The sequence below is a fragment of the Streptomyces sp. CA-179760 genome (assembly GCF_050937045.1).
GTDB lineage: Bacteria > Actinomycetota > Actinomycetes > Streptomycetales > Streptomycetaceae > Streptomyces.
The window spans coordinates 6,862,190-6,880,855 of the sequence record NZ_JBNJLZ010000001.1; the positions used below are offsets into that span (position 1 = coordinate 6,862,190).

The window sequence follows — 18,666 nt, forward strand, 5'->3', positions numbered from 1 at the left end:
CTCTGATTCGTGAGGAAACTCACATGCTGATCATGGTCCCTCAGTGATTGGGCCGGGAATCCCATGTTTAGCCTGACGCTTTACAGAGATGGCAAAACCGACAACCCGCGCCCGGCGCGAGGTCCATGGACCCGCCCGGCGCCGTCACAGGACAGGGTCAAGTAAACAGTGAAGACGACGACGATGTTCCACAAGATCGCCAACCCGCGACGCACGACGCTGGCGCACTTGGAAGACGCCGACGAACTGCGGACGCCGGAGCAGCCGGAGCACACCGTCGAACTCCCCGCCCAGACAGCCAACCCCAAGCGCACCATCCTCACCGAGGTCCCCGTCGCGGCCGCCGCGGCCGCGGTGTGACACCAGGTAGTACGCGCACCGGCCGCCGCCTGCTCAAGGCGGCGGGACAAGAACACCGAGGGCGCCCTCCGACAGCGGGGGGCGCCCTTCACCATGAGCACGGCGCGGACACCCGCCCGCGTTAGCCTGGAGCGTCAGACTCCAGCCGCTTCAGTCAAGGGGCCAAGCAACTCGTGCGCATCGCCAGATTCTCCATCGACGGGAACGTCGCCTTCGGCGCCATCGAGGGCGAAAAGCAGGACGAACTCGTCCTGGACATCATCAAGGGCATCCCGTTCGCGGACTTCGAACTCTCCGGCACGAAGGTGCCGGTGAGCAAGGTCAGGCTGCTGCCCCCGGTGCTCCCCAACAAGGTGGTGGCCTTCGGCCGCAACTACGCCGAGCACGCCAGGGAACTCGGCAACGAGGTCCCCGACGCCCCCTTCGCCTTCTTCAAGCCCTCCACCTCGGTGATCGGCCCCGGCGACGACATCCAGTACCCCTCCTTCTCCGAGGAGGTGCACCACGAGGCCGAGCTGGCCGTCGTCATCGGCCGGATGTGCCGCGAGGTCCCGCGCGAGCGCGTCCGGGACGTGATCTTCGGCTACACCTGCGCCAACGACATCACCGCCCGCGACGTCCAGAAGCGCGAGAAGCAGTGGGCCCGGGCCAAGGGCTTCGACTCCTCCTGCCCGCTCGGCCCCTGGGTGGAGACGGACCTGGACCCGAGCGACCTGACCATCCAGCTCACGGTCAACGGCCAGCAGCGCCAGCTGGGCCGTACGAGCGAGATGATCCATTCCATCGAGGACCTGATCGTCAACATCTCCGAGGCCATGACGCTGCTCCCCGGCGACGTGATCCTCACGGGCACTCCGGCTGGGGTCGGCCCCCTGAACGTCGGCGACGAGGTCGCCGTCACCATCGAAGGCATCGGCACTCTCACCAACAAGGTTGTCAAGCGTGGCTAGCGCACCCGGCACTCCCGTACGCGTCCGTTTCTGTCCGTCGCCCACCGGTAACCCCCACGTGGGCCTGGTGCGCACCGCCCTGTTCAACTGGGCGTTCGCCAAGCACCACCAGGGCACCCTGGTCTTTCGCATCGAGGACACCGACGCGGCCCGCGACTCCGAGGAGTCGTACACCCAGCTGCTCGACTCGATGCGCTGGCTGGGCTTCGACTGGGACGAGGGCCCCGAGGTCGGCGGCCCGCACGCGCCGTACCGCCAGTCGCAGCGCATGGACCTCTACAAGGACGTCGCGGCCAAGCTCCTCGACGCCGGTCACGCCTACCGCTGCTACTGCTCCCAGGACGAGCTGGACACCCGCCGCGAGGCCGCCCGCGCCGCCGGCAAGCCCTCCGGCTACGACGGCCACTGCCGCGAGCTGACCGACGCCCAGGTCGAGGAGTACCAGGCCCAGGGCCGGGAGCCGATCGTCCGTTTCCGGATGCCCGACGAGACGATCACCTTCACGGACCTGGTCCGAGGCGAGCTGACCTTCACCCCGGAGAACGTCCCGGACTTTGGGCTCGTCCGCGCCAACGGCGCCCCGCTCTACACGCTGGTCAACCCGGTCGACGACGCCCTGATGGAGATCACCCACGTCCTGCGCGGCGAGGACCTGCTCTCCTCCACCCCGCGCCAGATCGCCCTGTACAAGGCGCTGGCCGAGCTGGGCATCGCCAAGGAGATCCCCTCCTTCGGCCACCTGCCCTACGTCATGGGCGAGGGCAACAAGAAGCTCTCCAAGCGCGACCCGCAGTCCTCCCTCAACCTCTACCGGGAGCGCGGTTTCCTCCCCGAGGGCCTGCTCAACTACCTCTCCCTGCTCGGCTGGTCCCTCTCGGCCGACCAGGACGTCTTCTCGATCGACGAGATGATCGCGGCGTTCGAGATCTCCGACGTGAACCCCAACCCGGCCCGCTTCGACCTGAAGAAGTGCGAGGCCATCAACAGCGACCACATCCGCCTGCTGGACGTGAAGGACTTCACGGAGCGCTGCGCCCCCTGGCTGCGGGCCCCGTTCGCCCCGTGGGCCCCGGAGGCCTTCGACGAGGCGAAGTGGCAGGCCATCGCGCCGCACGCGCAGACCCGCCTCAAGGTGCTCTCCGAGATCACCGACAACGTCGACTTCCTGTTCCTGCCGGAGCCGGCGGTGGACGAGGCCAGCTGGACCAAGGCCATGAAGGAAGGCTCGGACGCCCTCCTGCGCACCGCCCGCGAAAAGCTGGAGGCCGCCGACTGGACCTCCGCCGAGTCGCTGAAGGAGGCCGTCCTGGCCGCCGGTGAGGCCCACGGCCTCAAGCTCGGCAAGGCCCAGGCCCCTGTCCGTGTCGCCGTCACCGGCCGCACGGTCGGCCTGCCGCTGTTCGAGTCCCTGGAGGTCCTGGGCAAGGAGCAGACCCTGGCCCGGATCGACGCGGCGCTGGCGAAGCTGGCCGCGTAACGCACCACCCACCACAAGGGCGGCGTCCGCTTCGGACGCCGCCCTCGTCGTGTCCGCCCAGCCGTCACCCGGAGTTCACCCTTCCGGCCAACTGCCGTCCCCTGCGGAGACGTTGGATGCCCCCTGTGCACACGGTGTGCGTGTGCGCCCTGGTACCGGGGGAGGGAACATGAGCCGTTCACGAAGACTTGTCCACGCGGCCGTCGGCGGGGTGGTGGCCCTGTCCTGCACCGTGCTGCCGGCCGCACCCGCGCAGGCGGCACCCGACGCCGACGCGCCGGTGGGCACGGTGCGGCTCGTCACCGAGAAGCGCGTGACCGTCGACTACCCGTGGGCCGGCGCTTCCGGCTTCCAGTACCGGCCGGGGACCACCTCGGTCACCACGGTGGACGACTCGGTCCCCCCTGCCCACGCCGACCCGGACGACCTGGCCAGCGGCACCGACGTCGTGAACACCCGCGACGGCCAGACCGTCACCCAAAGGCACCGCTCCACGGGCGTCACCGCCACCGTCACGATCCCCTCCGGCCAGGCCTACCGGGCCGCCGCGGGCTGGAGCGTGCTGACCATGGACGGCACCGGCGCCCTGCACGTGCTGCGCACCGTCGACGGCACCCTCACCGTGGACACCCCGGTCACCGGCTTCCCCGCCGGCGCCCGGCCCGTCCTCTACCGCACCGGCGGCTCGGTCAGCCGGCTCGCGATCGTCACGTGCTGCTGAACAAGCCGTCCACCTGGACCCTGACCCTGACCACCGCCTCCGGCACGGTCGTCCGCACCCTGACCGGCACCTCCACCGGCGCCGCCGTACGCCCCGCCTGGGACGGCACCACCGACACCGGCGCCGGGGCCCGTCCGGCGGCTACACCTGGAGGCTCGGCGCCCACCCCCGCGACGGCCAGGGGCCGGACCTCACGGTCTCCGGCACGATGACCCTGGGCTGAGCGCCGGGCGCGGTGGGTACGGTCGGACCATGAGCATCCAAGCCGTGGTCTGGGACGTCGACGACACCCTCTTCGACTACACCACCGCCGACCGCCTCGGCATGCGTGCCCACCTGACGACCGAGGGCCTGCTCGACGACTACGACAGCGTCGACCAGGCACTCGCCCGCTGGCGGGAGATCACCGACTTGCAATGGGCGCGCTTCGCGGCGGGGGAGGCTTCCTTCGAGGCCCAGCGGCGCGACCGCGTACGGGTGTTCCTGGGCCGGGACCTGACGGACGCCGAGGCCGACGCGTGGTTCCGGCGCTACCGCGACCGCTACGAGGAGGTCTGGAACCTCTTCCCGGACGTCCTGCCCGTCCTCGACGCCCTCGCCGCCAGCCACCGGCACGCCGTGCTCTCCAACTCCAGCATCCACGTCCAGGATCACAAGCTGCGCGTCCTCGGCGTCCACGACCGCTTCGAGAGCATCCTCTGCGCCGCCGAGCTCGGCGTCTCCAAGCCCGAGGCCGGCGCGTTCCTCGCCGCCTGCACGGCCCTCGATCTGCCGCCCCACCAGGTCGCCTACGTCGGTGACCACCCGGAGATCGACGGGCGGGGCGCCGCCGACGCAGGCCTGCTGTCGGTGTGGATCGACCGCGGCGGCATGTACGCCACGATCGAGCCGCCCGTCGGTCCGCACCGCATCGCCTCCCTCGCCGAACTGCCTTCCCTGCTCGGCGCGGATAGTCGTTTTGGAGCCCCGTCCACCTTCAGGTAATGTTCTTCCTGCGCCGCGGGGAGCGGGCCGGAAGGCAGGAATTCCCAGGCGCACAACTAGAACAAGAACCCCCTCGGGGGCTTGCGTTCCAGTGGCCTATGGTGTAATTGGCAGCACGACTGATTCTGGTTCAGTTAGTCTTGGTTCGAGTCCAGGTAGGCCAGCTCGCAGAGCTCATCTGCAAGGCCCCCGTTGTGTAGCGGCCTAGCACGCCGCCCTCTCAAGGCGGTAGCGCCGGTTCGAATCCGGTCGGGGGTACAGGGTTCCGAAGGGTCGACGATCATCTCGGAACTGCTAGGGCCCCCGTTGTGTAGCGGCCTAGCACGCCGCCCTCTCAAGGCGGTAGCGCCGGTTCGAATCCGGTCGGGGGTACTGACTGGTCTAAACCACATTGGTCTATGGTGTAATTGGCAGCACGGCTGATTCTGGTTCAGTTAGTCTTGGTTCGAGTCCAGGTAGACCAGCTCGGACCTGCGGCGGTGTACTACTAAACGCCTGCAGGCTCCACGCCCCCGTTGTGTAGCGGCCTAGCACGCCGCCCTCTCAAGGCGGTAGCGCCGGTTCGAATCCGGTCGGGGGTACACAGAGAGAAGGCCCTCCACTTCGGTGGAGGGCCTTTTCGTGTCCAACCTCAGGGGCGCGGGGAACTGCGCGACCAGTCACTGCGGGCCGACACTCGACAGCGAGACCGCACCTACTGCGGCGCCTGGTCGGGGAAAGCCTGCCGCGGCGTTGAGGCCTGCTCTCCCCAAGGGTGATCAGTCGGTTCAGCCAGTCCGTCGCAGCGCCTCGGAGAGGCGCCCGGCCGCGTCGATCACAGCCTGCGCATGCATCCGTCCGGGGTGCCGCGTAAGACGCTCGATCGGCCCGGACACCGACACGGCCGCCACCACGCGGTTCGACGGCCCCCGCACCGGCGCGGAGACGGACGCCACGCCCGGCTCGCGTTCGCCGATCGACTGGGCCCAGCCCCGGCGCCGTACGCCCGACAGGGCCGTCGCCGTGAAGCGGGCGCCCTGCAGACCGCGGTGCAGCCGCTCCGGCTCCTCCCAGGCCAGCAGGATCTGTGCCGAGGAGCCGGCCTTCATCGTGAGCGTCGAGCCGACCGGGACCGTGTCCCTCAGGCCGGACAGGCGCTCCGCCGCGGCGACGCAGATCCGCATGTCGCCTTGGCGGCGGTAGAGCTGCGCGCTCTCGCCCGTGATGTCACGGACATGGGTGAGCACCGGGCCGGCGGTTGCGAGGAGACGGTCCTCACCCGCGGCCGCGGCGAGTTCTGCCAGGCGAGGGCCGAGAATGAAACGGCCCTGCATGTCGCGCGCCACCATGCGGTGGTGTTCCAGGGCCACGGCCAGGCGGTGGGCCGTGGGTCGTGCCAGTCCGGTAGCGCCGACCAGGCCCGCGAGGGTGGCCGGACCGGACTCCAGAGCGCTCAGGACGAGGGCCGCCTTGTCCAGAACGCCGACGCCGCTACTGTTGTCCATGAAACGATACTCGCGTCTCACTCTGTGAAACGCAAGTTCAATTTTCCGTGGAACCCGCCACTCTGGAAGACACGAAGTCACAACGGCCCGTGACGTACGGGCCTGGCGGCGGATGCCCGGAATCCAGGGGCGCGGGCCCGCCTCCTCAAGATCTCTAGTTGGGCCGGCGGATCGTCGTCGGCCGGAGGGAACAGCGATGGGTAGGACACTCGCGGAGAAAGTCTGGGACGACCATGTCGTCCGGCGCGCCGAGGGCGAGCCCGACCTTCTCTTCATCGATCTGCACCTGCTGCACGAGGTGACCAGCCCGCAGGCCTTCGACGGCCTCCGCAAGAGCGGCCGCACGGTGCGGCGCCTCGACCTCACCATCGCCACCGAGGATCACAACACCCCCACCCTCGACATCGACAAGCCCATCGCCGACCCGGTCTCCCGGGTCCAGCTGGAGACGCTGCGCAAGAACGCCGCCGACTTCGGTGTGCGCCTGCACCCGCTGGGCGACGTCGAGCAGGGCGTCGTGCACGTCGTCGGCCCGCAGCTGGGTCTGACCCAGCCCGGCACCACGGTCGTCTGCGGCGACTCGCACACCTCCACGCACGGTGCCTTCGGCGCGCTGGCGTTCGGCATCGGCACCTCCCAGGTGGAGCACGTGCTGGCCACCCAGACGCTGCCGATGTCCCGTCCCAAGACCATGGCGATCACGGTCAACGGCGAACTGCCGGACGGCGTCACCGCCAAGGACCTGATCCTGGCGATCATCGCGAAGATCGGCACCGGCGGCGGCCAGGGCTACGTCCTGGAGTACCGCGGCGAAGCCATCGAGAAGCTCTCGATGGAGTCCCGCATGACCATCTGCAACATGTCGATCGAGGCCGGTGCTCGCGCGGGCATGATCGCCCCGGACGAGACCACCTTCGCCTACCTCCAGGGCCGCCCGCACGCCCCCGAGGGCGCCGACTGGGACGCGGCCGTCGAGTACTGGAAGACGCTCAGGACCGACGAGGGCGCCGAGTTCGACGCCGAGGTCGTCATCGACGCCACCGAGCTGGCGCCGTTCGTCACCTGGGGCACCAACCCCGGCCAGGGCGCACCCCTTTCGGCGTCCGTCCCCGACCCTGCTTCGTACGAAGACGCATCGGAGCGCTTCGCCGCCGAAAAGGCCCTGGAGTACATGGGGTTGGAGGCGGGGCAGCCGCTGCGCTCCATCAAGGTGGACACCGTCTTCGTAGGCTCCTGCACCAACGGACGCATCGAGGACCTGCGCGCCGCCGCCGAGCTCGTCAAGGGCCGCAAAGTCGCCGACGGCGTACGGATGCTGGTCGTCCCGGGCTCCGCGCGGGTCGGTCTGCAGGCCGTTTCCGAGGGCCTGGACGTCGTCTTCAAGGACGCCGGCGCCGAATGGCGGCACGCGGGCTGCTCGATGTGTCTGGGCATGAACCCCGACCAGCTGGCCCCGGGGGAGCGCTCCGCGTCCACCTCCAACCGCAACTTCGAGGGCCGGCAGGGCAAGGGCGGCCGTACGCACCTGGTGTCGCCGCAGGTCGCGGCCGCGACCGCCGTCCTGGGCCACCTGGCCTCCCCGGCCGACCTGTCCGCCGCCGACGACCGTACGCCCGCTGGAGTCTGATCAGTCATGGAAGCCTTCACCACCCACACCGGCCGGGCCGTCCCGCTGCGCCGCAGCAACGTCGACACCGACCAGATCATCCCCGCCCACTGGCTCAAGAAGGTCACGCGCGACGGGTTCGAGGACGGGCTGTTCGAGGCCTGGCGCAAGGACGAGTCGTTCGTGCTCAACCAGCCCGAGCGGCAGGGCGCGACCGTTCTGGTCGCCGGCCCCGACTTCGGCACCGGCTCCTCCCGTGAGCACGCCGTCTGGGCGCTGCAGAACTACGGCTTCAAGGCCGTGATCTCCTCCCGCTTCGCCGATATCTTCCGCGGCAACTCGCTCAAGAACGGCCTGCTCACGGTCGTTCTGGAGCAGAAGATCGTGGACGCGCTGATGGAGCTCGCCGAGAAGGACCCGCAGGCCGAGATCACCGTCGACCTGGTCGCCCGCGAGGTGCGTGCCGAGGGCATCACCGCCTCCTTCGAGCTGGACGAGAACTCCCGCTGGCGGCTGCTGAACGGCCTCGACGACATCTCGATCACCCTCCGGAACGAGGAGGACATCGCCGCGTACGAGGCGAAGCGCCCCGCGTTCAAGCCGCGGACGCTCCAGCTCTGATCCGGAGCACGAGCCGCCGCCTCTGAGCAAGGCGACTTTCGGCCACCGAATCACCCCCGCTGTACCCCCGATCAGCCCGATCGGGGGTACAGCTGTGTCTGTACCCGAACGGCCCTGTCCACCCGGAATGCGGCGCTCAACTTCCCGCGTTATGCCGGTGGTTGCCGGGGTACGCGAGGTGTACAGCCGTGACTTCCGCGTGTGCCCGGAAGGCCGTTTGCGGCGGCAGTTGTCCCCTGCGCAGGCGACAACTCGCCCCAGATGGCACAATCTGTGCATGGAACACGACGGCCAACTCGAGCTCTATGCGGCAGTCGCGGGCCAACTCAAGGAAGCGCATGCAAGGGTGCGCGCACTGCAAGTCCCGGAGGGCGTACGGATGGCGCTGACCCGGAAGCTGCTGGTCATTACGGCCGCGGCCAAGCACGATCTCGCCGACGCGGCAAGGCGGCTGGAACGGTTCACCACGGACCTCGACGAGGGGCGACTCCCCGAAGAGGAACGCTGAACCGGACGACACCGTCGAGTTCGTTGCGGCACAAGGGTGAGAAGCCCGTTTCGTGTTTGATTTGCGGTATATATCTGCCTAACGTGCGAAAAAGCTTGAACACTTTCGTTCTGGCGATGTCTCCGAAGGGGAAGACGTGAACAAGGCGCAGCTCGTAGAAGCGATTGCCGACAAGATGGGCGGCCGACAGCAGGCCGCCGAGGCTGTCGACCATGTACTGGACGCCATCGTCCGCGCGGTCGTCTCGGGTGAGCGGGTCTCCGTCACCGGCTTCGGTTCGTTCGAGAAGGTCGACCGTCCGGCCCGGTACGCCCGTAACCCCCAGACGGGCGAGCGGGTTCGGGTCAAGAAGACCTCCGTTCCGCGCTTCCGTGCGGGTCAGGGCTTCAAGGACCTGGTCAGCGGCTCGAAGAAGCTGCCGCGCGGTGGCGAGGTCTCGGTCAAGAAGGCGCCGAAGGGCAGCCTGACCGGCGGTGCCGGCGCGACGGTCAAGAAGGCCGCAGCGAAGAAGGCGACCGCGAAGAAGGCCGCCGCCAAGAAGACCACCGCCAAGAAGACGACGGCGAAGAAGGCGACCACGAAGACGGCGGCCGCGAAGAAGACGACGGCGAAGAAGGCGCCCGCCAAGAAGACCACGGCGACCGCCAAGAGCACCGCCGCGAAGAAGACCACCGCCAAGAAGGCCCCGGCGAAGAAGGCCACGGCCAAGAAGGCGCCCGCCAAGAAGTCGACGGCGCGCAAGACCACCGCCAAGAAGACCACCGCCCGCAAGAAGTAGGGGCGCCGGGTCACTCACGCGACGGGCCGGACTCCCGTATGGAGTCCGGCCCGCGGCGTGTTCAGGCTGAGATCGTTCAAGCAGAGGTCAGAGGGTCTGCAGCGTCACGAGAGTGATCCTGAGGTCGCCCTTCGCACCTTCCACCTCGATACGCACGCGCTGGCCCGGGCGCAACAGCCTGAGACCCCCCGCGTCGAACGCCGGCGCGTCGAAGGGCACCGGGGTGCCGTCGTCCAGGAGCACCTGCCCGCTGCGGCTTTCGGGGTCGTACGTGTACGCGGTCGCCTGCATGGCCGCAGCCTACTGCCCGGGGATCAGCAACCGCGCGGCGGCCGCGGCCGTATGAGGGCCGACCCCCAGGGCCAGCGCGTTGCGCAGGTCGTCGCCGGTGTCCACGTCCTGGCGTACGGAATCCACGTCGGCGAGGCCCAGTTCCACGGCCCCTGACGCGCGGTGCCGGGCCCGGGAATCCGCGCCGAAGGCCGGGAGCAATTCCCCGCCCGGGGCTGCGGCCAGCAGGGTCGTTCCGATTGTGGCGGCGTCCGCGAGAAATGCGCGCGGGAATTCAGCGGCCGCGTCGAGTACGCGGGTCAATTCCAGTGGGTGCAGTGCCGGCAGATCGGCGTTGAGCGCGGCCACCGGACTTCCGGGGCGAGTGGACCGTATGATCCCCGCCCCGTGTGCGAGAGCGGCGTTGAGGCCGCTTCCCGGCTCGTCGGGGATGATCGCCGCGCCGAGTACCGCCAGCTCACGGCCCGCCCGGGCGTCGTCCGTGACGACTGCCACATCCCGTACCGCGGGACAGGCCAGCGCGGCCGCCACGGTGTCCTGGGCGAAGGCCAGCGCCAGGCCCGGCCGCAGCCCGTCGTCCGCGGTGTCCGCGAGCCTGCTCTTGGCCTGGGCCAGGGGTTTCAGGGGTACGACCAACGTCCACTGCACAGGTGTTCCGTCCCTCTCTTGTCGCGGTCATTGTCACCCGGGGCATCGGGCGGCGGGCGGGTCGGGGCGTACGGTGTTCTCGACAGACAGGCGGCCTGGGGCGACACTTGTGCGGCCCCCGGTGGCCCCCGCTCCAGGCCCTAGAGGAAGGTGTCCGCGTGCCCCGCCGCAGAATCGGCTTCTGGTACCGCTTCGCTGCGGTGATCTGCAAACCGCCGCTGGTGGTTCTGCTCAGGCGGGACTGGCGCGGAATCCAGCACATTCCGGCTGATGGTGGATTTATCACCGCGGTGAACCATAATTCGCACGTCGATCCCTTCGCTTACGCGCACTTTCAGTACAACACCGGGCGAGTCCCGCGATTCCTTGCGAAGAGCGGCCTTTTCAAGAGCGGATTCGTAGGGGCCGCGATGCGAGGCACCGGGCAGATCCCCGTCTACCGCGAGAGCACGGACGCGCTCAGCGCTTTCAGGGCCGCGATCGACGCCGTGAACCGCGGTGAATGCGTCGCCTTCTATCCCGAGGGCACGCTCACACGCGATCCGGAAGGGTGGCCCATGACCGGCAAGACCGGGGCGGCGCGCGTGGCCCTGGAGACCAAGTGCCCGGTGATCCCCGTCGCCCAGTGGGGCTGCAACGAGCTGCTGCCGCCGTACGCGAAGAAGCCGCACCTCCTGCCGCGCAAGACGCACCGCGTGCTGGCGGGGCCGCCCGTGGACCTCACGCGGTTCTACGACCAGGAGATGACCGCGGATCTCCTGAAGGAAGCCACCGAGGTCATCATGGCCGCCGTCACCTGTCAGCTGGAGGAGATCCGCGGGGAGAAGGCGCCCGCCATGCCCTACGACCCGCGCCGGGAGCGGATCGAACAGCGGCGCCGTACCCAGGCGCAGACACAGCTGGGCGGGCAGGAATCGGTGCAGTCGGTGCAGCCGGCGCAGGAAGAGGGGCTGGGCAAGTGAGCAAGCCGGTCAAGGCGGCGGTCCTGAGCGCCGGTTCGTGGGGTACGGCGTTCGGCATGGTGCTCGCCGACGCGGGGTGCGAGGTCACCTTGTGGGGACGCCGCCCGGAGCTCGTGGAGGCGATCAACTCCACCCGGACCAATCCCGACTACTTCCCGGGCGTCGAGCTGCCGGAGAACGTACGGGCCACCACGGATCCCGCGGAAGCCGCTGTGGACGCCGACTTCACGGTCCTCTCGGTCCCCTCACAGACCCTGCGCGGCAACCTCGCCGAGTGGAGCCCGCTGCTCGCCCCGAACACGGTCCTCGTGTCGCTGATGAAGGGCGTCGAACTCGGCTCCGCGATGCGGATGAGCGAGGTCATCGACGACGTCGCCAAGGTCGGTCCGGAGCGCATCGCCGTGGTCACCGGGCCCAACCTGGCCCGGGAGATCGCCGCGCGGATGCCGGCCGCCGCCGTGGTCGCCTGCACGGACGAGGCCGTCGCCCAGCGGCTCCAGGCCGCCTGCCACACGCCGTACTTCCGCCCGTACACCAACACCGACGTCGTCGGCTGTGAACTCGGCGGCGCGGTGAAGAACGTCATCGGGCTGGCCGTCGGCATCGCGGACGGCATGGGCCTCGGCGACAACGCCAAGGGCTCGCTCATCACCCGCGGTCTCGCCGAGACGACCCGGCTCGGCATGGCCCTGGGCGCCGACCCGCTGACCTTCTCCGGACTCGCGGGCCTGGGCGACCTGGTGGCCACCTGCTCCTCGCCGCTGTCCCGCAACCACACCTTCGGCACCAATCTCGGCAAGGGCATGACCCTTCAGGAGACCATCGCGGTCACCAAGCAGACCGCCGAGGGCGTCAAGTCCTGCGAGTCGGTGCTGGATCTGGCCCGGCGGCACGGAGTCGACATGCCGATCACCGAGACGGTCGTGGAAATCGTGCACGAGGGCAAGCCTCCGGTCGTGGCCCTCAAGGAGCTGATGTCGCGCAGCGCGAAGCCCGAACGACGCTGAGCGACGCGACGCCGGGGGCGCTGTATCCCTGTCCTACCAACGGGTACTCTCAACCCGATATGAGCACCGAGAACCTCCCCCAGAGCCCCGAGCAGCCGCCTCGCAAGCCGCGTGTGGCCGTCGTGTTCGGCGGGCGCAGCTCCGAACACGGGATCTCCGTGGTCACCGCCGGCGCTGTCCTCAAGGCCATCGACCGGACCAAGTACGACGTCCTGCCGATCGGCATCACCCAGGACGGCCGTTGGGCGCTCACGGCGGACGAACCGGAGCGGATGGCGATCGTCGACCGGCGCCCGCCGAGCGTGGACGCGCTCGCCGAGTCGGACGAGGGCGGAGTGATCCTCCCCGTCGACCCCGCCAACCGCGAAGTCGTCTACAGCGAGCCGGGATCGGTTCCCAAGGCGCTCGGCGAGGTCGACGTGGTCTTCCCGGTGCTGCACGGTCCGTACGGCGAGGACGGCACCCTCCAGGGCCTCCTGGAGCTCTCCGGCGTCCCGTATGTGGGTTCGGGTGTGCTCGCCTCAGCCGTGGGCCAGGACAAGGAGTACATGAAGCGGGTGTTCACCTCCTTCGGGCTCAAGGTGGGCCCGTACGTGGTGGTCCGCCCGCGTGAGTGGGAGCGCGACGAGTCCGCCGCCCGCAAGAAGATCGTCGACTTCGCCGGCGAGCACGGCTGGCCGCTGTTCGTGAAGCCCGCGCGCGCCGGTTCGTCGATCGGCATCACCAAGGTCGACGACCTCTCCGGACTCGACGGGGCGATCGCCGAGGCTCAGCTGCACGACCCGAAGATCCTCGTGGAGGCCGCGCTGCGCGGCCGCGAGATCGAGTGCGGCGTCCTGGAGTTCGAGGACGGCCCCCGGGCCTCGGCCCCCGCCGAGATCCCCACTCCCGAGGCGCACGCGTACTACGACTTCGAGGCCAAGTACATCGACTCGACGCCGGGGATCGTGCCCGCGCCCCTGACGCCCGAGGAGACGGCCGAGGTCCAGCGCCTGGCGGTCGACGCCTTCGAGGCGGCGTCCTGCGAGGGCCTGGTTCGCGCGGACTTCTTCCTCACCGAGGACGGCGAGTTCGTGATCAACGAGATCAACACGATGCCCGGCTTCACGCCCATCTCGATGTACCCGCAGATGTGGCAGGCGAGCGGGGTGTCCTACCCGGAGCTGGTGGACCGCCTGGTGCAGGCGGCACTCGGCCGCTCGACGGGCCTGCGCTGAATCGACCGCGCGTCGCGGGAGGTGTCAGGAGGCGATCCCCTCGGGGATCGCCTTCTTCACCGCGGAGGCCAGATCGATCAGCACCCCGGAGCTGTCCGGCCCTTCGGGCACGCGCACTTCCACGTACACCTCCCGGTTGGCGGTGGTGAAGACGTGCCCCCCGTCGCCCCGCTCCTCCATGAGCCAGTCCACCCCGTTCACACCCCCGGCGACCGCGTCCGGATCACGTCCGTCCGCCACCTTCGGATCGACCATCTTCGGCGGCTGCGGAACACCGCAGCGCAGTATGATCGCCGGGCTGCCCCAGCCCGCCGTCAGCGCCGATGCGGGCTCGGGATCCTCGCGGCGCTCACCGTCCACCTTCGCGGGCAGTACCTTGTCCAGGTTCCGGCACAGTTCCGTGGCCTTGGTGCCCGGACTGGGAACCGCCGCCGACGCGCTGTCGTCTGCTGAGGAGCAGCCCGCGACAGTGATCAACAGCGCGAGAGCGGGCAGGCGGAACACGCGGAAGACAGAACGGTGCCGGTGACGGAAAGAGTTCACCGGCACAGGGTAGACGGGGGCTAGATATGGACGACCGGGCAGGTCAGGGTGCGGGTGATGCCGTCCACCTGCTGGACCCTGGCAACCACCAGACGGCCGAGATCGTCGACGGTGTCGGCCTGGGCCCGCACGATGACGTCGTACGGGCCTGTCACGTCCTCGGCCTGGACGACCCCAGGGATCTTGCTGATCGTCTCGGCGACGGTCGACGCCTTGCCGACCTCCGTCTGGATCAGGATGTACGCCTGTACCACGGAACCTCCAGGGCGGCCACGAGGATCATGTGGGGAAAAGGAACGCCACGGTATCGCGTCGCCGCTCACCACGGGGAGACCCGCGGGGACCGGGTCTTGCGCGCCGAGGTGCGGATCCGGCAGAACATGACGGTCACTTCGACCGTAGCGAGGCGCGAGATGCCTCGCGACCGGGCATGGACAGGGACAGAAGGGGAGAAAGGGCAATGAAGGGCACTGTTGGTGAGCTCGGTGAGTTCGGGCTCATCAGGGAGCTCACCTCCCGTCTGACCACCACCCCGGCGGTCCGGGTCGGCCCCGGCGACGACGCCGCCGTGGTGGCCGCGCCCGACCGCCGGGTCGTGGCCAGCACGGACATCCTGGTGGAGGGCCGGCACTTCCGCCGGGACTGGTCGACGGCCTACGACGTGGGCCGCAAGGCCGCCGCGCAGAACCTCGCCGACATCGCCGCCATGGGCGCCGTGCCGACCGCGCTGCTGCTCGGTCTGGTCGTCCCGGCCGAGCTGCCGGTGACCTGGCCGAGCGAGCTGATGGACGGCCTGCGCGACGAGTGCCAGGTGGCGGGCGCGGCCGTGGTCGGCGGTGACGTCGTACGCGGCGACTCGATCATGGTGTCCATCACGGCGCTCGGCGATCTGCGCAACCAGGAGCCCGTTACGCGGGCGGGCGCGCAGCCCGGCGACCTCGTCGCGGTGACCGGCTGGCTCGGCTGGTCGGCGGCCGGGTACGCGGTGCTGTCCCGGGGGTTCCGCTCGCCGCGCGCGTTCGTGGAGGCCCATCGGCGTCCCGAGCCGCCCTATCACGCGGGTCCGGCCGCCGCCGGGCTCGGGGCGACCGCGATGTGCGATGTGAGCGACGGGCTGATCGCCGACCTAGGGCACATCGCCGAGGCCAGCAAGGTGCGGATCGACATCCGCTCCGGGGCGATCGACATCCCGACCCAGATGAACGACATCGGGCAGGCCGTCGGCGTCGACCCCATGCAGTGGGTGCTGACCGGGGGAGAGGACCACGCGATCGTGGCGACGTTCCCCTCGGACGTGAAGCTGCCCGCCCGCTGGAAGGTCATCGGTGAGGTCCTCAACCCCTCGGCGCTGCCCCAGGTCACGGTCGACGGGGCGCCGTGGACCAGCAAGGGCGGCTGGGACCACTTCGGAGACATAGAATCATGATCCCCAACGTCCTCACGGTGGCGGGCTCCGACTCCGGCGGAGGCGCGGGCATCCAGGCCGACCTGAAGACGATGCTCGCGCTCGGCGTGCACGGCATGAGCGTCGTCACGGCGGTGACGGCGCAGAACTCCCTCGGCGTGCAGGGGGCTTGGGAGCTGCCCGTGGAGGCCGTGCGGGCCCAGTACCGCAGTGTCGTCGACGACATCGGTGTGCAGGCGGTCAAGACCGGGATGCTGGCCTCCGCGGAACTCGTGGAGGCGGTGGCGGAGTTGCTCGCGGGGACGGACGCCCCGGCGGTCGTCGACCCGGTGGGCGTCTCCAAGCACGGTGACTCGCTGCTCGCCGCCTCGGCGCTGGACTCCGTCCGTACGAAGCTGCTCCCGGTGGCGACGGTCGCCACCCCGAACCTCGACGAGGTGGCTCAGCTGACGGGGGTGCGGGTCGAGTCGGAGGAGCAGCTGCGGCGGGCCGCGGCGGCCGTGCTCGGGTACGGGCCGCGCTGGGTGCTGATCAAGGGCGGGCATCTGCCCGGGGACGCCGTCGATCTGCTCACCGACGGCTCCGAGGAGCACTGGCTGCGGGCGCCGCGCCATGACAACCGGCACACGCACGGCACGGGCTGCACCCTGGCCTCCGCGATCGCCGCACAGCTCGCGAAGGGGCGGTCGGTGCCGGAGGCGGTGGCGGCGGCCAAGGAGTACGTCACGGGAGCCGTCGCGGCCGGCTTCGCACTCGGCGGGGGCATCGGGCCGGTGGATCACGGCTGGCGGTTCCGAGCCGGGTCCTGAGCGAACGGGCACGGCAAAGAGCCGGTCCACCCTCAGGTGGACCGGCTCTGTAAGCGAACCAGCAGTGGCCGCGCGCTAGCTGAGCGTCAGCGCGAGACCTTGCCGGCCTTGATGCACGAGGTGCAAGCGTTCACGCGCTTCGGCGTCCCGCCCACCACGGTACGCACACGCTGGATGTTCGGGTTCCAGCGACGGGGCGTACGGCGGTGCGAGTGCGAGATGTTGTTGCCGAAGCCCGGCCCCTTGCCGCAGACGTCGCAGTTGGCAGCCACCGGTCACTCCAAAGACTTCAGATGCACTTACGGTTGAACCCGGCATGCCGGGTTCAGGATCAAGGATCTGAGTGGCGTTGCCAGGGGAATGGCCCGATTGGGATCGGGCAACCGGAGCAGCATACAACGACTGCCCCAGGACAACGAAACTACCATGGTCGGGCCGTGGTCCCGCCCGGCCCGCTTCCGGTGCGGACCGCCCCGGAGACTACGCTGCGTGCCACGTCCAGCAGCTGAGGGAGGCGCGGTGGCGCAGGTGCCGCAGACATTCTTCGATGCTCTCGCGGTGCGCACCTGGTGCGGTCTCGCTCTCGAGACCCTGGGGCGGGCACGTGAGGAGATCGACGCGATCAATGTCTACCCCGTGGCGGACGGGGACACCGGCACGAACCTGTACCTGACCGTGGAGTCCGCGGTCGCGGCGGTCGAGGCGGTGTTCGCGGGCCATGCGGCGGGGTCGGGTCCCGAAGGGCCGACCTTCGCCGATGCCGCCCGGGCGATGGCGCACGGGGCGCTCATCGGGGCCCGTGGGAACTCCGGGACGATCCTCGCCCAGCTGCTGCGCGGCATGGCCCAGGTGCTGGCCGACGACGAGGCCGCCCACGCCGACGGCCAGGGGCTGCGGCTCGCCCTGCGGCACGCGGCCGACTCCGCCCGCCGGGCCGTGGCCCACCCCGTCGAGGGCACCGTCCTCACCGTCGCCTCGGCCGCCGCCGATGCCGCCGACGGTGCCGAGGGCGACTGCGGGAAGGTGGCCCGGGCGGCCTACGAGGGAGCGCGCACGGCCCTCGCCGCGACCCCGGGCCAGCTGCCCGTCCTGGAACGCGCCGGGGTGGTCGACGCCGGTGGGCGAGGGCTGGTGGCGGTGCTCGGGGCGCTGGTGGAGACGTTCACGGGAGAGACGCCCCGGGCGGTGGCTGCGGGTGTGGTGAGCGTTCCGGGGGCCAGGGCGTCCGGGGGAGTGGTGGCTGAGGAGCCGGTGGGCCCGCGCCTCGGCCCGGACGAAGCCCGCCGCGACCTCCACGCGCGTGTGGAACCCGCCGACGCTCCCGCACAGGGCGAGTGCGCGGACAGCACCGCCGCGGCGCACCAGGACGGCCCCGCCTTCGAGGTGATCTACCTCCTGGAGGCCGAGGACACGGCCGTGGCGCGGTTGCGGGAGCGGCTCGACGCCCTCGGGGACTCCCTCGTCGTGGTCGGCGGTGACGGGCTGTGGAACGTCCATGTCCATGTCGACGACGCGGGCGCCGCCGTGGAGGCCGGCATCGAGGCCGGGCGGCCCTACCGGATCCGCGTCACGCACTTCGGCGCGGGCGATGTGCACACCACCGGCGCCGAGCGGCCGCCCCGGGAGCCCGCCCAGCGTGCCGTCGTGGCCGTCGTGCCCGGTGAGGGCCTGGCCGGGCTGTACACCGAGGCCGGCGCCACCACCGTGCTCGCACGCCCCGGGGAGCCGCCCGCGAGCGGCGAGCTCGTACAGGCCGTACGGCGGGCCCACGCGCGCGAAGTCGTGCTGCTGCCCAATGACGCCGAGCTGCGTCATACCGCCGCGGCGGCGGCCGAGCAGGCCCGTACGGAGGGCATCCGCGTGGCCCTCATCCCGACCCGCTCCGCGGTCCAGGGCATCGCCGCGCTGGCCGTGCACGAGCCGGAGCGCCGCTTCGACGAGGACGTGGTGTCGATGACCTCGGCGGCCGGCGCGACCCGCTACGCCGAGGTCACCGTCGCCGAACGCCAGTCCTGGACGATGGCCGGCATCTGCCAGGCCGGCGACGTCCTGGGCTTGATCGACGGTGACGTGGCCGTGATCGGCGCGGATGTCGCGGCCACCGCCGAGACCGTCCTCGACCGGATGCTCGCGGCCGGGGGCGAGATGGTCACCCTGGTGCTCGGCGACGAGGCCCCCGAGGCGATCGCCGAGCACCTGGAGGGCCGGGTCCGCGAGGGGTACCTCGCCGTCGACACGGTCGTGTACCGGGGCGGACGGCAGGGGGCCCTGCTCCTCATCGGCGTGGAGTAGGAC

Annotated in this window: 22 protein-coding genes and 5 tRNA genes; 21 read left to right on the plus strand and 6 right to left on the minus strand. The window is 70.2% G+C overall.

What is annotated here, in order from left to right; all coding sequences use genetic code 11:
- The first annotated feature begins 168 nt into the window (after positions 1 to 168).
- The 11 genes from ACQEV8_RS31345 (at position 169) to ACQEV8_RS31395 (ending at position 5,073) form a co-directional block, all read left to right on the plus strand.
- The gene (locus tag ACQEV8_RS31345; RefSeq protein ID WP_432966889.1) at positions 169 to 360 is read left to right on the plus strand and encodes a hypothetical protein; all 192 of its coding nucleotides are present in this window, start codon (positions 169 to 171) and stop codon (positions 358 to 360) included.
- 173 nt (positions 361 to 533) lie between these two features.
- Positions 534 to 1,310 (plus strand): fumarylacetoacetate hydrolase family protein, encoded by a 777-nt coding sequence (locus ACQEV8_RS31350; protein ID WP_432966891.1) that lies wholly within the window; start codon positions 534 to 536, stop codon positions 1,308 to 1,310.
- Positions 1,303 to 2,787: a glutamate--tRNA ligase gene (gene gltX / locus ACQEV8_RS31355; RefSeq protein ID WP_432966893.1), complete on the plus strand. Its 1,485-nt coding sequence runs from the start codon at positions 1,303 to 1,305 to the stop codon at positions 2,785 to 2,787. The genes ACQEV8_RS31350 and gltX overlap by 8 nt, the downstream gene beginning before the upstream one ends.
- Positions 2,788 to 2,956: 169 nt before the next feature.
- Positions 2,957 to 3,508: a hypothetical protein gene (locus ACQEV8_RS31360; RefSeq protein WP_432966895.1), complete on the plus strand. Its 552-nt coding sequence runs from the start codon at positions 2,957 to 2,959 to the stop codon at positions 3,506 to 3,508.
- Positions 3,499 to 3,720, plus strand: a complete 222-nt coding sequence (locus ACQEV8_RS31365) for a hypothetical protein (protein ID WP_432966897.1) — start codon at positions 3,499 to 3,501, stop codon at positions 3,718 to 3,720. The genes ACQEV8_RS31360 and ACQEV8_RS31365 overlap by 10 nt, the downstream gene beginning before the upstream one ends.
- A gap of 40 nt (positions 3,721 to 3,760) precedes the next feature.
- Positions 3,761 to 4,492, plus strand: a complete 732-nt coding sequence (locus tag ACQEV8_RS31370; protein ID WP_432966899.1) for an HAD family hydrolase — start codon at positions 3,761 to 3,763, stop codon at positions 4,490 to 4,492.
- Positions 4,493 to 4,584: 92 nt separating this feature from the next.
- A tRNA-Gln gene (locus tag ACQEV8_RS31375) sits at positions 4,585 to 4,656 on the plus strand.
- 21 nt (positions 4,657 to 4,677) lie between these two features.
- Positions 4,678 to 4,750, plus strand: a tRNA-Glu gene (locus tag ACQEV8_RS31380).
- 41 nt (positions 4,751 to 4,791) lie between these two features.
- Positions 4,792 to 4,864: transfer RNA gene (locus tag ACQEV8_RS31385), tRNA-Glu, on the plus strand.
- Positions 4,865 to 4,884: 20 nt separating this feature from the next.
- Positions 4,885 to 4,956, plus strand: a tRNA-Gln gene (locus tag ACQEV8_RS31390).
- 44 nt (positions 4,957 to 5,000) lie between these two features.
- Positions 5,001 to 5,073, plus strand: a tRNA-Glu gene (locus ACQEV8_RS31395).
- A 186-nt stretch (positions 5,074 to 5,259) separates the two neighbouring features.
- On the opposite strand, the gene ndgR is transcribed toward ACQEV8_RS31395, so the two are convergent.
- Complete coding sequence (gene ndgR / locus ACQEV8_RS31400) at positions 5,260 to 5,976, minus strand: IclR family transcriptional regulator NdgR (protein WP_184598579.1); 717 nt, start codon at positions 5,974 to 5,976, stop codon at positions 5,260 to 5,262.
- A 196-nt stretch (positions 5,977 to 6,172) separates the two neighbouring features.
- On the opposite strand from ndgR, the gene leuC reads away from it, so the two are divergent.
- The 4 genes from leuC (at position 6,173) to ACQEV8_RS31420 (ending at position 9,489) form a co-directional block, all read left to right on the plus strand.
- Entirely contained in the window at positions 6,173 to 7,603 is a 1,431-nt protein-coding gene (leuC, locus tag ACQEV8_RS31405; protein ID WP_432966901.1) for a 3-isopropylmalate dehydratase large subunit, read from the plus strand.
- Between the two features lie 6 nt (positions 7,604 to 7,609).
- Positions 7,610 to 8,203 (plus strand): 3-isopropylmalate dehydratase small subunit, encoded by a 594-nt coding sequence (leuD, locus tag ACQEV8_RS31410; RefSeq protein ID WP_432966903.1) that lies wholly within the window; start codon positions 7,610 to 7,612, stop codon positions 8,201 to 8,203.
- 277 nt (positions 8,204 to 8,480) lie between these two features.
- Positions 8,481 to 8,711: a hypothetical protein gene (locus ACQEV8_RS31415; protein ID WP_432966905.1), complete on the plus strand. Its 231-nt coding sequence runs from the start codon at positions 8,481 to 8,483 to the stop codon at positions 8,709 to 8,711.
- A gap of 136 nt (positions 8,712 to 8,847) precedes the next feature.
- Positions 8,848 to 9,489: an HU family DNA-binding protein gene (locus ACQEV8_RS31420; protein WP_432966907.1), complete on the plus strand. Its 642-nt coding sequence runs from the start codon at positions 8,848 to 8,850 to the stop codon at positions 9,487 to 9,489.
- Positions 9,490 to 9,576: 87 nt separating this feature from the next.
- On the opposite strand, the gene ACQEV8_RS31425 is transcribed toward ACQEV8_RS31420, so the two are convergent.
- Positions 9,577 to 9,780 carry a hypothetical protein gene (locus ACQEV8_RS31425; RefSeq protein WP_432966909.1) on the minus strand — a complete coding sequence of 68 codons (204 nt, stop codon included), beginning with the start codon at positions 9,778 to 9,780 and terminating at the stop codon, positions 9,577 to 9,579.
- Positions 9,781 to 9,789: 9 nt separating this feature from the next.
- Positions 9,790 to 10,428, minus strand: a complete 639-nt coding sequence (gene cofC, locus ACQEV8_RS31430; RefSeq protein WP_432966911.1) for a 2-phospho-L-lactate guanylyltransferase — start codon at positions 10,426 to 10,428, stop codon at positions 9,790 to 9,792.
- A 158-nt stretch (positions 10,429 to 10,586) separates the two neighbouring features.
- On the opposite strand from cofC, the gene ACQEV8_RS31435 reads away from it, so the two are divergent.
- From ACQEV8_RS31435 to ACQEV8_RS31445, 3 genes are read left to right on the plus strand one after another with little or no spacing between them, the layout of a single operon-like run.
- Entirely contained in the window at positions 10,587 to 11,390 is an 804-nt protein-coding gene (locus tag ACQEV8_RS31435; RefSeq protein WP_432966913.1) for a lysophospholipid acyltransferase family protein, read from the plus strand.
- Positions 11,387 to 12,397 (plus strand): NAD(P)H-dependent glycerol-3-phosphate dehydrogenase, encoded by a 1,011-nt coding sequence (locus tag ACQEV8_RS31440; protein WP_432966915.1) that lies wholly within the window; start codon positions 11,387 to 11,389, stop codon positions 12,395 to 12,397. The genes ACQEV8_RS31435 and ACQEV8_RS31440 overlap by 4 nt, the downstream gene beginning before the upstream one ends.
- 59 nt (positions 12,398 to 12,456) lie before the next feature.
- Positions 12,457 to 13,614: a D-alanine--D-alanine ligase family protein gene (locus ACQEV8_RS31445; RefSeq protein ID WP_432966917.1), complete on the plus strand. Its 1,158-nt coding sequence runs from the start codon at positions 12,457 to 12,459 to the stop codon at positions 13,612 to 13,614.
- Between the two features lie 24 nt (positions 13,615 to 13,638).
- On the opposite strand, the gene ACQEV8_RS31450 is transcribed toward ACQEV8_RS31445, so the two are convergent.
- Both ACQEV8_RS31450 and ACQEV8_RS31455 read right to left on the minus strand, forming a co-directional pair.
- Positions 13,639 to 14,157 carry a DUF3515 domain-containing protein gene (locus tag ACQEV8_RS31450; RefSeq protein WP_432966919.1) on the minus strand — a complete coding sequence of 173 codons (519 nt, stop codon included), beginning with the start codon at positions 14,155 to 14,157 and terminating at the stop codon, positions 13,639 to 13,641.
- A 20-nt stretch (positions 14,158 to 14,177) separates the two neighbouring features.
- Complete coding sequence (locus tag ACQEV8_RS31455; RefSeq protein ID WP_193481916.1) at positions 14,178 to 14,411, minus strand: Lrp/AsnC family transcriptional regulator; 234 nt, start codon at positions 14,409 to 14,411, stop codon at positions 14,178 to 14,180.
- A 206-nt stretch (positions 14,412 to 14,617) separates the two neighbouring features.
- Here ACQEV8_RS31455 and ACQEV8_RS31460 point away from each other — a divergent pair, with 206 nt between their 5' ends.
- Together ACQEV8_RS31460 and thiD are read left to right on the plus strand one after the other, a co-directional pair.
- Positions 14,618 to 15,583, plus strand: coding sequence for a thiamine-phosphate kinase (locus ACQEV8_RS31460; RefSeq protein ID WP_184598561.1), 966 nt, complete (start codon positions 14,618 to 14,620; stop codon positions 15,581 to 15,583).
- Entirely contained in the window at positions 15,580 to 16,371 is a 792-nt protein-coding gene (gene thiD / locus ACQEV8_RS31465; RefSeq protein WP_432966922.1) for a bifunctional hydroxymethylpyrimidine kinase/phosphomethylpyrimidine kinase, read from the plus strand. Before ACQEV8_RS31460 ends, thiD begins: the two co-directional genes overlap by 4 nt.
- Positions 16,372 to 16,457: 86 nt before the next feature.
- Here thiD and rpmB read toward each other — a convergent pair whose 3' ends face one another.
- Positions 16,458 to 16,643: a 50S ribosomal protein L28 gene (gene rpmB / locus ACQEV8_RS31470; RefSeq protein WP_004924906.1), complete on the minus strand. Its 186-nt coding sequence runs from the start codon at positions 16,641 to 16,643 to the stop codon at positions 16,458 to 16,460.
- A 247-nt stretch (positions 16,644 to 16,890) separates the two neighbouring features.
- On the opposite strand from rpmB, the gene ACQEV8_RS31475 reads away from it, so the two are divergent.
- Positions 16,891 to 18,663 carry a DAK2 domain-containing protein gene (locus ACQEV8_RS31475; protein WP_432966925.1) on the plus strand — a complete coding sequence of 591 codons (1,773 nt, stop codon included), beginning with the start codon at positions 16,891 to 16,893 and terminating at the stop codon, positions 18,661 to 18,663.
- Positions 18,664 to 18,666: the final 3 nt, after the last annotated feature.